Below are 13,558 nucleotides of genomic sequence, written 5' to 3' on the forward strand. Positions count from 1 at the left end.
ATGCTGGCCTACATCCTGCGCCGCCTGCTGCTGATCATTCCGACCCTGTTCGGCATCCTCATCATCAACTTCATCATCGTCCAGGCCGCCCCCGGTGGCCCGGTCGAGCAAATGATCGCCAAGCTCGAAGGCTTCGAAGGCGCCACCAGCCGCATTGCAGGTGGCGGCGCCGAGGTTTCCGTGGCCGGCTCCAGCTACCGCGGCGCCCAGGGCCTGGATCCGGCGCTGATCGCTGAAATCGAGCGCATGTACGGTTTCGACAAGTCGCCGCCCGAGCGCCTGTGGATCATGGTCAAGAACTATGCCCGGCTGGACTTCGGCGACAGCTTCTTCCGCGACGCCAAGGTGATCGACCTGATCGCCGAGAAGATGCCGGTTTCGATCTCGCTGGGGCTGTGGAGCACGCTGATCATGTACCTGGTGTCGATCCCGCTGGGGATCGCCAAGGCCGTGCGCCACGGCAGCCACTTCGACGTGTGGACCAGTTCGGCGATCATCGTCGGCTACGCCATCCCGGCGTTCCTGTTCGCCATCCTGCTGATCGTGCTGTTCGCCGGTGGCAGCTACTTCGACTGGTTCCCGCTGCGTGGCCTCACCTCCAACAACTTCGACGAACTGAGCACCACCGGCAAGGTGCTGGACTACTTCTGGCACCTGGTGCTGCCGATCACCGCGCTGGTCATCGGCAACTTCGCCACCATGACCCTGCTGACCAAGAACAGCTTCCTCGACGAAATCAACAAACAGTACGTGGTCACCGCCAAAGCCAAAGGCCTGAGCCGATCACGGGTGCTGTACGGCCACGTGTTCCGCAACGCCATGCTGCTGGTGATCGCCGGTTTCCCTTCGGCGTTCATCGGCATCTTCTTCACAGGCTCCTTGCTGATCGAGGTGATCTTCAGTCTCGACGGCCTCGGCCTGATGAGTTTCGAAGCGGCCATCAACCGCGACTACCCGGTGGTCTTCGGCACCCTGTTCATCTTCACCCTGCTGGGGCTGGTGGTGAAACTGATCGGCGACCTGACCTACACCTTGGTCGATCCGCGCATCGACTTTGCCAGCCGGGAGCACTGACATGGCCTTGTCCCCCCTCAACCGCCGGCGCTTCGAGCGTTTCAAGGCCAACCGCCGTGGCTGGTGGTCGTTGTGGCTGTTCCTGATTCTGTTCGGGCTGAGCCTGGGCGCCGAACTGATCGCCAACGACAAACCGATCGCCGTACGTTACGACGGTGAATGGTACTTCCCGGCGTTCAAGCGTTACCCGGAAACCACCTTCGGCGGGGAATTCCCGCTGGAAGCCAACTACAAGAGCCCCTACATCCGCGAACTGCTGGCGAAGAAAGACAGCTTCGTGCTGTGGGCGCCCATTCCGTTCAGCTACCAGAGCATCAACTATGACCTGCGTGTCCCCGCCCCCGCCCCACCTTCGGCGGACAACTGGCTGGGCACCGACGATCAGGGCCGCGACGTGCTGGCGCGGGTGATCTACGGCTTCCGCATTTCGGTTCTGTTCGCCCTCACCTTGACCGCGGCCAGCTCCATTATTGGCGTCATCGCAGGCGCCCTGCAGGGGTTCTACGGTGGCTGGGTCGACCTGGCCGGGCAACGCTTTCTGGAAATCTGGTCCGGCCTGCCTGTGCTGTACCTGCTGATCATCCTGGCCAGCTTCGTACAACCCAACTTCTGGTGGCTGCTGGGCATCATGTTGCTGTTCTCGTGGATGAGCCTGGTGGATGTGGTACGCGCCGAGTTCCTGCGCGGGCGCAACCTGGAATACGTGCGCGCCGCCCGTGCACTTGGCATGCGCAACGGCGCAATCATGTACCGGCACATCCTGCCCAACGCCATGATCTCGACCATGACCTTCATGCCGTTCATTCTCACCGGTGCCATCGGCACCCTCACCGCCCTGGACTTCCTCGGCTTCGGCCTGCCCGCCGGTTCGCCCTCGCTGGGCGAACTGGTGGCGCAGGGCAAGTCCAACCTGCAAGCGCCATGGCTGGGCATCAGCGCCTTTGCCGTGCTGGCGCTGATGCTGAGCCTGCTGGTGTTCATCGGCGAATCCGCCCGCGACGCCTTCGACCCGAGGAAGTGACATGAGTGAACAGAACCTGATCGAAGTGCGGGACCTGGCCGTGGAGTTCGTGACCGGGGACCAGGTCAACCGGGTGGTGGACGGCGTCAGCTTCGATATTCGCAAAGGCGAGACACTGGCCCTGGTGGGCGAAAGTGGCTCGGGCAAATCGGTCACCGCGCACTCGATCCTGCGCCTGCTGCCCTATCCCCTGGCCCGGCACCCCAGCGGCAGCATCCGCTACGAAGGCAAGGACCTGCTGCAGCAGAACGAGAAGACCCTGCAGCGCATTCGCGGTAACCGCATTGCGATGATCTTCCAGGAGCCGATGACCTCACTCAACCCGCTGCATTGCATCGAGAAGCAGATCAACGAAATCCTCCTGCTGCACAAGGGCCTGACCGGCAAGGAAGCGACTGCGCGCACCCTGGAGTTGCTGGATATGGTCGGCATTCCAGAGCCGCGCAAGCGCCTCAAGGCCCTGCCCCACGAATTGTCGGGCGGGCAGCGCCAGCGGGTAATGATCGCCATGGCGCTGGCCAACGAGCCCGAGCTGCTGATTGCCGACGAGCCGACCACGGCGCTGGATGTGACCGTGCAGCTGAAGATACTCGAGCTGCTCAAGGAATTGCAGGCACGTATGGGCATGGCCCTGTTGCTGATCAGCCATGACCTGAACTTGGTACGCCGCATCGCTCACCGCGTGTGCGTGATGCAGCGTGGGCAAATTGTCGAGCAGGCCGAATGCGCCACGCTGTTCAGTTCGCCACAGCACCATTACACCCAGATGCTGATCAATGCCGAACCCAGCGGGCTGCCGGCGCACAATCCGGTGGGCGCGCCGTTGCTGGAGGTGGATGACCTCAAGGTCTGGTTCCCGATCAAGAAGGGCTTTCTGCAACGCACGGTCGACCATGTGAAGGCGGTGGACGGGGTCAACTTCAGCTTGCCCCAGGGCCAGACGCTGGGCATTGTTGGCGAATCCGGGTCGGGCAAGTCCACATTGGGCCTGGCGATCTTGCGGCTGATTTCCAGCCAGGGCGGCATTCGCTTTCATGGGCAGAACCTCGAAGGGCTGAACCAGAAAGCCGTGCGACCCTTGCGGCGGGAAATGCAGGTGGTGTTCCAGGACCCGTTTGGCAGCCTGAGCCCGCGCATGTGCGTAGCGGATATCGTCGGCGAAGGGTTGCGCATTCACGGTATTGGCAATGCGCAGGAACAGGAAGCGGCGATCATCGCGGCGCTGGAGGAAGTGGGGCTGGACCCGCGCACGCGGCATCGCTACCCGCATGAGTTTTCGGGTGGCCAGCGCCAGCGCATAGCGATTGCCCGGGCGCTGGTGCTGAAGCCGGCGCTGATTCTGCTGGATGAGCCCACCTCGGCGCTGGACCGTACCGTACAGCGGCAAGTGGTCGAGCTGCTGCGTAATCTGCAGCAGAAGTACAACCTGACCTACTTGTTCATCAGCCATGACCTGGCAGTGGTCAAGGCGTTGAGCCACCAATTGATGGTGATCAAGCATGGGCATGTGGTAGAGCAAGGGGACGCGCAGGCAATCTTCCATGCGCCGCAGCATCCCTATACGCGGCAGTTGCTGGAGGCGGCGTTTTTGGAGGTTGAGGATTTGTAGGAGAAGGGTGTGTGTTCGCCTTGATTCTTGCGGCGCTCGATCTACGCAACACCGCAAAACCCAAGGCAGGTGCCCTGACGCAATCGGGCGTAGAACACCTGGAGATTACGTACGCCCGGGTTATCAGAAATCAATGGTCCCGGAGAACTTCACCAGTCGCGGGTCACCCTGGGTCAGGTAACCGCCGTTAGCCGAAGCCCAGTAGTTCTTGTCGGTCAGGTTCTCCACATTCACCCGCAAGGTCAGGTCTTTCTCCGCTACCTTCAACTTGTAGCGGGCACCGGCATCGAAACGGTTCCAGGTCGGCAGACTGACATTGTTCGCCGCATCGACGAACTGGCCACCGGTGCGCAGCATCCTTGCATTCAGCGCCAGACCCGACACGCCGGGCACGTCCCAGTCGACGCTGGCATTGAGCTGGAACGTCGGCACGCCGATGGCATGGTTGCCATCGTTGCTGCCGTTAGCGGTATTTTTCTGCTCCGAGGTCATGCGCGTGCCGCCGGCCATCAGGCGTAAGCCCTGGACCGGCTCGCCGAACACACTCAACTCCAGGCCTTTGTTGACCTGCTCGCCGTCGCGAATGAAGACATTGTTCAAGGTGTAGCCGTCCGAAGGCTTCTCGATACGGAACACGGCCAGGTTCGCACCAAAGGTCTGTCGGTCGAACTTGATACCAGCCTCAAGCTGCTTGGTGCGGCCTGGCGGGAACATCTCGTTGGCGTTCGACACATTGGCTGGCGCCGTCGGCCCCTGCGCCAGGCCTTCGATGCGGTTGGCATACAAGGAAATGCTGTCGGTGGCCTTGAAAACGATGCCATAGACCGGTGTGGTGATGGACTCCTCGTACGGGTCGCCTTTGCGGCTGCCGTCATTCGCCAGGTTGGGCTGCCCTTGGGAAACAGTGCCATCGTAGGTGTAGCTTTCCACCCGCAGTTGCTGCCGTCGCAAGCCGTAAGTCAGCAGCAGGCGGTCATCGAAGACGCCAATGGTGTCGGAAATCGCGATGCTCCGCGCGCGAGTCTTGCCGGTGACACCAGGGTCACCCATGTCGCCACCCGTGCTGGTGACCGTGCCCGGCTTGGCCTGCTGCACGGTGTCGTAAATGTTGGTGTTGATTGGCGAATAGAAGATGTAGGCGTTTTCCGCCTGGGTCCACATGGTATTGGCTCCCACGGCGATCTGGTGGCTGATCGGCCCGGTCTGCAGCCGCCCATTCAGGCCGGTACTGAAGCTGGTGTTGTCTTCGCCGTGCACGATGTCCGAAGCGGTCATCGTCGCTGCGCCGCTGTTGCCGACCAGTACCGGCGTGCCGTAGGTACCATGCTCGCGCGTGTGACGGGCGCCGCCGGCGAGGTAGGCGGTCCAGTTGTCGCTCAGGTCCCATTCGCCACGAACCATGCCGAAGGTATCTTCCGACTCACTGTAACTCCAGTTCTGGCCATAGTTGTGACTGGCATCCGGGGCGGTCGGAGCCTTGGTCGCGGTGCTGCCCAGGCGCACCGAATTGCGCAGGTGGTTGATGCGCTGTTTCTGGTAGCCGATATCAGTCGACACGCGGAAGTTGTCGCCGCGGTAGTCCAGGCCAACGGTGAACAGCTTGGTGCGCTGGTCCTGGTCGTCGACGGCGGTTTCACCTTCGCGCTGGCTGAGGTTCAGGCGCGCGCCGAAGCGGTTGTCCTCACCGAAGCGCTGGCCGATATCCAGGTGCTCGCCAATGCGGCCATCAGAGCTGATGTCCTGGGTATAGCGGCGGGTCGGCTCATCGCCGGCGCGCTTGGGCTGCAGGTTGACGTTGCCGCCCAGGCCGGTGCCAGTCGGGCTTACGCCATTGAGGAAGGCATTAGGCCCCTTGAACACTTCGACCCGCTCGACGCCGTCGGTGGACATGATCTGTCGCGGCAAGATGCCGTACAGGCCATTGAATGAAATATCGTCGCCAGCCAACGGCAAACCACGGATCACGAACACTTTGGACTGGTTGCCGAAGCCGAATGATTCACGCACCGAAGGATCGTTGGCCAAAACGTCACCGATATCCTCCGCCTGCTGGTCCTCGATCACCTTGGCGGTATAACTGGTCATGGTAAACGGCACATCCATGTAGTCCTGGTTACCCAGCACGCCCATCCGCCCGCCACGGGCAACCTGGCCTCCGGCAAACTCGTCCGGTAACGCGTCGGGCCGCGCTTTCAACGCATCGGCGCTGACATCGGTCGCCTCCAGCTGGATCGGCTCGGCAGCCTGCGCCATCAGGGTTACGGAACAGCAGATCGCCAGTAATGCGGGGCGTGAGGGAATACGGGAAGGCATTTGTAAATTCCTGACAGCGCTGAGGAAGTGAAACTAAATGTAAATGGTAATGCTTACCAAACACAAACATCAACCCAGGTACGTGGCAAAGGGCTGCCATTTATCAGGATTTCTGATCACGATCGTCTTTCATCATCAGCCAGATCGGGCATACAGTCGCTGCTGTCACCCCTGCTCCAACGGTAGAGCCCATGCCCAGTCAACAACAAAAAAACGTCTCCCCTGCCCTCGAGCAGCTGATCCAGCGCGCCAGCCTGCCAGGCCCCACGCTCAGCGAAGCCCAGGCGCATGCCTTGCTGCAGATGCACTACGGCGTTGCCGGTGGGTTGTCGGCATTGGGCAGTCAGCAGGACCTGAACTTCCGGGTCGACACGGCTGAAGGGCAGTTCGTGCTCAAGGCCTGTCATGACAGCTACGCCAAGGTGGAGCTGGAGGCGCAGCATGCCGCCCTCGCCTACCTGCGTGAGCACGGCCTGTCGGTGCCCGCAGTACGTGCGGCGCACAGCGGCGAAAACTTGCTGGCCGTGGAGGTTGATGGCCAACCGCTGCGGGTACGCCTGCTCGACTACATCGACGGTCAACCGTTGACGCGTCTCAAGCACATGCCGGCGCAGTTGATGGCCGAAATGGGCAGGCTGTGCGCGCGACTCGACAGCGCCCTGGCCGATTTCGACCACCCCGGCCTTGCGCGCACCCTGCAGTGGGACCCGCAACACGCCCAGGCGTTGATCCAGCATCTGCTGCCCGTCCTGCACAACACCGAGCAACGCGTCCGCATCGACCACGCCACCCGCGTCGCCGACGAACACCTCGCACCGCTGGTTGATCGGCTGCCAAGCCAGGCCGTGCACCTGGACATTACCGACGACAACACCGTCTGGGCCCGTGATGGCGAGCGCCAGTGGCAGTTGCAAGGGGTGATCGACTTCGGCGACCTGCTGCGCACCTGGCGCATCGCCGACCTGTCGGTGACCTGCGCGGCGCTGCTGCATCACGCCGAAGGCGACCCGCTGCGGATCCTGCCGGCGATCAGCGCCTACCAGGCGCTCAACCCGCTGACCGACGCCGAGCTGCGTGCCTTGTGGCCTCTGGTACTGAACCGCGCGGCAGTGCTGGTGCTGAGCAGTGCGCAGCAACTAGCCGTGGACCCGGGCAACCAGTACACCCGCGACAACGTCGCCCATGAGTGGGAAATCTTCGACACCGCCACCGCCGTGCCTTTCGCGCTAATGCAAGCGGCCATCCTGCAAGCTGCCGGCCTGCAGCCCGCCACGCCAGACCTGACCGGCTGCGCGCCGCTGCTGCCCGAACTTGCGGGGCAACCGGTGACGCGCGTGGACCTCGGCGTGCTCAGCGAGCATTGTGAAGCGGGCAACTGGGAGCAACCCGGCTTCGACCAACGTCTATTAACCCTGCACCCTGCCCCAGCCTGCAGCCTGCACGGGCAGTATCGCCTGTCGCAAACCCATATCGACCGCCCCGACGAACCCGCCACCTGCGCCCTTGGCGTCGAGCTGCATGTGCCCAACGGCAGCCAGGTGCAAGCGCCGGCAGCCGGCACCTGGCTGCACCGCGGCGACGGCCGGGGCTGCTTGCGCACCCCGCATTGGGCTTTGTGGCTGCAAGGCCTGGAAGACGCACCGGCAGACGGCCAGGCCGTGGAAAAGGGCCAGTTCCTGGGCAGCAGCTGCGGCTTCCTCAGCGTGCAGTTGTGCCTGGACAATGGCATCCATCCGCCGCGCTTCGCCACGCCTTCACAAGCCGCCGCCTGGCTGGCCCTGTGCCCGTCACCGGCCGCCCTGCTGGGCTTCGATTGCGATGCCGAGCCGCTACCCGATCCGCAAGCGCTGCTGGCCCGCCGCGATGCCAGCTTCGCCCGCTCGCAGAAGCACTACTACGCGCAACCGCCGCACATTGAGCGTGGCTGGTGCAACTACCTGATCGACATGCAAGGCCGTTCCTATCTGGACATGCTCAACAACGTCGCAGTGCTGGGCCATGGCCATCCACGCATGGTTGCCGAGTCGGCGCGGCAGTGGTCGCTGCTGAACACCAACTCGCGCTTCCATTACGCAGCAATCACCGAATTCTCCGAGCGCCTGCTGGACCTGGCCCCCGAAGGTTTCGACCGGGTGTTCATGGTCAACAGCGGCACAGAGGCCAACGACCTGGCGATTCGTCTGGCCTGGGCCTACAGTGGCGGGCGCGACCTGCTCAGTGTGCTGGAGGCCTACCACGGCTGGTCGGTGGCCACCGATGCCATCTCCACGTCGATCGCCGACAACCCGCAAGCCCTGGAAACCCGCCCGGACTGGGTACACCCGGTCGAAGCACCGAACACCTTCCGCGGTCGTTTCCGCGGGGCCGACAGCGCCGCCGACTACCTGCAAGACGTCGACGCCAAGCTGGCTGACCTCGACGCCCGTGGCCGTCAGCTGGCGGGCATCATCTGCGAACCGGTGTACGGCAATGCCGGCGGTATCTCGCTGCCCGCAGGCTACCTGCGCGCAGCCTATGCCAAGGTCCGCGCGCGCGGCGGGGTGTGCATCGCCGACGAAGTGCAGGTGGGTTATGGCCGCCTGGGCGAGTACTTCTGGGGCTTCGAGGAACAGGGCGTGGTGCCGGACATCATTACCATGGCCAAAGGCATGGGTAACGGCCAGCCACTGGGCGTGGTCATCACCCGTCGGGAAATCGCCGAGGCGCTGGAGGCCGAGGGCTACTTCTTCTCCTCGGCCGGTGGCAGCCCGGTCAGTTGCCGCATCGGCATGGCGGTGCTGGATGTCATGCAGGAGGAAGGTTTGTGGGACAACGCCCGTGACACCGGGCGCTACTTCAAGGCACGCCTGCAGGCGCTGGTCGACAAGCATCCGCTGGCCGGAGCGGCACATGGCTCGGGCTTCTACCTGGGGCTGGAACTGGTGCGCGACCGCACCACCCTGGAGCCGGCCACCGAAGAAACCATGATGCTGTGCAATCGCCTGCGTGACCTGGGCATCTTCATGCAGCCGACCGGCGACTACCTGAACATCCTCAAGATCAAGCCACCGATGTGCACCAGCCGGGCGAGCGTGGACTACTTTGTCGATTGTATTGATCAGGTACTGGGTGAAGGGCTGTAGGGATTGTGAAGCTGGCCGATGAGTGTTCATACTTTTCGGCCACAACGTTCCCGTCATCAGGTTTACTGACAATGGCCTTTACCAGCGACTCCCTGGCGATTTTCCTCGCGGTGCTCGATGCCGGCTCGTTCTCCGCCGCCGCCCGCAAGCTGGGCCGTGTGCCTTCAGCCGTGAGCATGGCAATCGCCCAACTGGAAGCGGAACTGGACCTGCCCCTGTTCGACCGGGCCACGCGCAAAGCCTTGCCCACCAACGCCGCCCTGGCGCTGGAGCCCCAGGCCAGGCAGGTCATCTGCCAACTCAACCTGCTGGACGCCCAGGCCCTGCAATTGCACAAAGGCCTGGAAAAGCGCCTGACCATCGCCATGGCGCCCGAGTTGCAGACCGGCCCCTGGAACCAACCGCTGGAAATCCTCGCCCAGGCATTTCCCAGCCTGGAAATCGAGGTACGCTCGGCCACCCAGACCGAAGCCATTCGCCTGCTGCATGACGGCAGTGTGCAATTGGCCCTGGTGTTCGAACGGCCCGGCATCGATGAGCGCGAGTCATTCCTCGAGGCCGGCAGCCAACTGCTGGTGGCCGTTGCCTCACCGCGCCATCCAGCCGGGCAGAACAGCGGTACGCCATTGCCTGAAGAGGCCTTTGCCGAACAACGGCAGATCATCGTGGCTTCGGGCAAGGCCACCGGGTCGGACCCGCGCATGGTGCTGTCCCGGCGCATCTGGTTGACCGATAGCTACCTGGCCACGCTGGACCTGGTGCAGTCCGGGCTGGGCTGGGCCTACCTGCCGCAGCCATTGGTCGAACCGCTGATTGCCTCGGGCGCACTGGCCGAGGTGCGCTTCGACAACATGGCCAGCCGCCTGCGCTTGTGGGTAGACATCATCTGGATCAAGTCGCGCCCGTTGGGCCTGGGCGCGCGACGCTACCTGGAAGTCATGCGCCAGCTGTTCGAGAAGGAGCCCCCCAGGGCCTGATATCCCTTGCGCGCGTCCAGACCCGGCAGGTGGTCGCCCGGCCCTTTGGGCTGGGGGTTATGCTGTCGGCGCCACCAACCTGTAGCCAACCCCCGCCTCAGTAATGATGAACCGCGGCGCCGTGGGGTCATCGCCCAGCTTCTGTCGCAGATGCCCGACCACAATGCGCAGGTAGTGGGTATCCTCCGCATGGGTCGGCCCCCAGATATCCTTGAGCAGCTGCTGCTGGGTAATCACCCGCCCGGGGTGCCCGGCCAACAGCGCCAGCAAAGCATACTCCTTGCGTGTCAATGCCACCTCCACACCCTCGAGCGTCACCCGGCGGAAGGCAAAATCCACCGTCAGCGGCCCAAAGCTGGCTGCCACTTCCGAGCCGCCGGCTTGTGGCACCTGGCGTAGCAACGCCCGCACGCGGGCGAGAAACTCCTGGATACCGAACGGCTTGGTCACATAGTCATTGGCGCCACCATCCAGCGCATCGACCTTCTGCACTTCACTGGCACGTACCGACAACACCATCACCGGCACTGCACTCCATTCGCGCAACTCACGCAGTACCTGCTGGCCGTCCATGTCCGGCAGCCCCAGGTCGAGCACCACCAGGTCCGGCTTGCCCAGTGCCGCCTGGGCCAACCCTTCGGCACCGGTGGCGGCCTCCAGCACCTTGTAGCCTTGCGAGGCCAGGCTGATACGCAGGAACTTGCGGATCTGCGGTTCATCGTCGATGACCAACAGGGTGGCGGACTGACTCATGGGGTTTCGCTTTCGGCTTCAGGTTGAGGAGGCAGCGGCAAGCATAGAGTGATGCTGGTGCCTTGGCCATCAATGCCTTCGCCTACCAGAATCTGCCCGCCATGGGCACCGATCATGCCCTGGCAGATAGCCAGGCCCAGCCCGGTACCCTGCCCGCCGCGGTCGCCACGGGCGGCGGTGTAGAACATGTCGAAGATTTTCTCGCGGTCGGCTTCGGGAATGCCGGGGCCCTGGTCGCTGACGGTCAAGCGCAGTTGGTCGTCATGCACCGACACCTGCAGCTCAAGCCGACCATTGGCCGGCGAAAAGCGTGCGGCGTTTTCCAGCACGTTGACCAGTGCCTGCTCGATCAACGCCGCATGCACGAACAGCAATGGCAGCTCGGCCGGCACGTCCGTGTGCACACGCAGCGGCGCCAGCACCACCCGCAGGCGGTTGAGCGCACTGCCGACGATATCCGCCGGGGCCACCCAGTCGCGGGCCAGCTTGAGGCCGCCATGGCCCAGGCGGGTCATGTCCAGCAGGTTCTGGATGTAGCGGTCGAGGCGTTCAGCCTCGTTGCGGGTGCCCTCCAGCAGCTCGCGGCGGTCTTCAGCCGGGATCGCATCGCCCAACGCCAGCAGGCTGTCGATGCTGCCACGCATGGCGGTCAACGGCGTGCGCAAGTCATGGGATACGGAAGCCAGCAGGGCGCTGCGCAGTTGCTCGGTTTCGCCGTGCAGGCGTGCGGCTTCCAGCTGTTCGGCCAGGCGTGCGCGGGCCAGGGCCTGGGCCAGGGGCTGGCCTAGGGCGGTAAGCAGGCGCCGGCGTGGGTCGCTGAGCGGCTGCCCGTTGCGCGGGCGCACGCCCAGCAGCGCCAGCGGCTGATCGTCCACCGCCAATGGCCACCACCACCAACGGCCATTTGGCAGGGTATCGCTGCCGTGGCCGGCGGCCTGCCCATGCTGCCAGGCCCAATCGGCAGCCGCCCGTTCGGTGTCGCTGAAGGTGCAGGCTTCCCCGCTGGCCACTTGCAACTGGCCCTCGGCGTTGCGCTCCAGCAAGCACACCTGGGCGTCCTGCCAGCCGTCCAGGTGCTGGCCGGCAGCCTTGAATATGGCTTGGCGGTCGGTGGCTACCGTCAACCGGCGAGACAGGTCGAGCAACTGGCTGGTCTGCGCCTGGGTCTCGCGCAGCGCCTGCAATTGGCGACGCTGGCGCGCGGCCAGGTTGCCGGTGAGCGCAGCCATCAACAGAAAGAACACCAAGGTCAGCACGTCTTCTTCGCGCTGGATGGTGAACGAGAAGTTGGGCGGTATGAACAGAAAGTCATAGACCAGGAACGACAGCGCGGCGCAAGCCAGCGCAGGTCCCAGGCTACTGCGCACCGCGACCAGCAACACCGCCGCCAGGAACACCAGCGAGATATTGGGCAACGCGAGCACACTGGACACCGCCCAGGCCAGACCCGCAGCCATCACGGTGGCCAGCAGCGCCAGCAGGTAATGACGCCACACCCACACCCGCCGCACGGCTGAACGCGGCGCTGGCGGCTGCACGTCGCGGTCCAGCACGTTGATTTCCAGACCACGGCTTTCGCGCAGCAGCCGCGCCGCCACACCCGCGCCGAACAAACGCCGACGCAGGCGGTTGCGGGACTGCCCGACCAGCACCAGGCTGGCCCGCCGCTCGACCGCATGCTGGATCAGCGTACGGGCCACTTCCCCAGCACGCAGCAGCACCACCTCCCCGCCCAGCCGCTCGGCCAGTTGCTGCGCGGCTTGCAAACGATGCCGTGCGGTTTCGTCACGCAGGCGGCCGTTGTCCACATGCACCAGGCTCCAAGGCAGGTGACGGCGCTGGGCCACGCGGCTGGCATGGCGCACCAGGCGTTCGGCCTGATCGTCACCGTCTATGCCCACCAGCAACCGGCCGCGCAAGGCCGGCGCCTCCTGGCCGCGCTGACGATAGCCGTGGGCCAGGTCGGCATCGACCTGAGCAGCGGCGGTCTGCATGGCCAGCTCGCGCAGGGCGGTGAGGTTGGTTTGCGAAAAGTACGCATCGATGGCCGCCCTAGCCTGCTCGGGCACGTACACCTTGCCTTCACGCAGGCGTTCGAGCAGCTCTCGCGGAGGCAGGTCGATCAGCACCAGCTCGAACGCTTCCTGCAGCACCCAGTCCGGCAGGGTCTCGCGCACTTGCACGCCGGTAATGTCGCGGACCTTGTCGTTGAGGCTTTCCAGGTGCTGGACGTTGACCGTGGTGTACACGTCGATGCCCGCGGCCAAGAGTTCTTGCACGTCCTGCCAGCGTTTGGCGTGGCGGCTGCCGGGGGCGTTCGTGTGGGCCAGTTCGTCCACCAGGGCCAAGGCCGGCGCGGCACGCAGCAGGCCGTCGAGGTCCATTTCCTCAAGGGTGACGCCACGGTACTGGCTGCGCAGCAAGGGCTGCTGATGCAGCCCACCGAGCAACGCTTCGGTTTCCGCGCGGCCATGGGTTTCGACCACCCCGGCCAACACCTGCACGCCCTGGCGTTGCTGGGCGTGTGCAGCCTGGAGCATGGCGAAGGTCTTGCCGACGCCGGGGGCAGCACCGAGGAACACCTTCAGCCGGCCCCGGCCGGTGCGTGGGAGGTTGGCCAACAGCGCATCGGCGCGGGCGGAGTCACTCATGTTTCATCCTTTGCTTTTTCCAGCAGTCGGCCACTTCA

At 64.2% G+C, this 13,558-nt stretch carries 8 protein-coding genes; 5 read left to right on the forward strand and 3 right to left on the reverse strand.

From position 1 onward, the window contains the following. From FQ668_RS19695 to FQ668_RS19705, 3 genes are read left to right on the forward strand one after another with little or no spacing between them, the layout of a single operon-like run. The gene (locus FQ668_RS19695; protein WP_014590297.1) at nt 1-1,074 is read left to right on the forward strand and encodes a microcin C ABC transporter permease YejB; all 1,074 of its coding nucleotides are present in this window, start codon (nt 1-3) and stop codon (nt 1,072-1,074) included. A 1-nt stretch (nt 1,075) separates the two neighbouring features. After that, nucleotides 1,076-2,095 (forward strand): ABC transporter permease, encoded by a 1,020-nt coding sequence (locus tag FQ668_RS19700; RefSeq protein WP_144180594.1) that lies wholly within the window; start codon nt 1,076-1,078, stop codon nt 2,093-2,095. A 1-nt stretch (nt 2,096) separates the two neighbouring features. After that, nucleotides 2,097-3,704: an ABC transporter ATP-binding protein gene (locus FQ668_RS19705; protein ID WP_014590295.1), complete on the forward strand. Its 1,608-nt coding sequence runs from the start codon at nt 2,097-2,099 to the stop codon at nt 3,702-3,704. A gap of 123 nt (nt 3,705-3,827) precedes the next feature. Here FQ668_RS19705 and FQ668_RS19710 read toward each other — a convergent pair whose 3' ends face one another. Next, on the reverse strand, nt 3,828-6,017 hold the full coding sequence (locus tag FQ668_RS19710) for a TonB-dependent siderophore receptor (protein ID WP_053868047.1): 2,190 nt from the start codon (nt 6,015-6,017) through the stop codon (nt 3,828-3,830). 191 nt (nt 6,018-6,208) lie between these two features. On the opposite strand from FQ668_RS19710, the gene FQ668_RS19715 reads away from it, so the two are divergent. Further along, nucleotides 6,209-9,139, forward strand: coding sequence for an aminotransferase (locus FQ668_RS19715; RefSeq protein WP_144180596.1), 2,931 nt, complete (start codon nt 6,209-6,211; stop codon nt 9,137-9,139). 71 nt (nt 9,140-9,210) lie between these two features. Continuing rightward, entirely contained in the window at nt 9,211-10,116 is a 906-nt protein-coding gene (locus FQ668_RS19720) for a LysR family transcriptional regulator (protein ID WP_014590292.1), read from the forward strand. 57 nt (nt 10,117-10,173) lie between these two features. Here the strand turns inward: FQ668_RS19720 and FQ668_RS19725 are convergent, their stop codons facing one another. Together FQ668_RS19725 and FQ668_RS19730 are read right to left on the reverse strand one after the other, a co-directional pair. Further along, entirely contained in the window at nt 10,174-10,869 is a 696-nt protein-coding gene (locus tag FQ668_RS19725; RefSeq protein ID WP_014590291.1) for a response regulator, read from the reverse strand. Continuing rightward, the gene (locus tag FQ668_RS19730; RefSeq protein WP_014590290.1) at nt 10,866-13,520 is read right to left on the reverse strand and encodes a sensor histidine kinase KdpD; all 2,655 of its coding nucleotides are present in this window, start codon (nt 13,518-13,520) and stop codon (nt 10,866-10,868) included. Before FQ668_RS19730 ends, FQ668_RS19725 begins: the two co-directional genes overlap by 4 nt. Between the last annotated feature and the right edge of the window lie 38 nt (nt 13,521-13,558).

It is taken from the genome of Pseudomonas sp. Kh14 (genome assembly GCF_900291005.1).
In the GTDB taxonomy this organism is placed as follows: domain Bacteria; phylum Pseudomonadota; class Gammaproteobacteria; order Pseudomonadales; family Pseudomonadaceae; genus Aquipseudomonas; species Aquipseudomonas alloputida.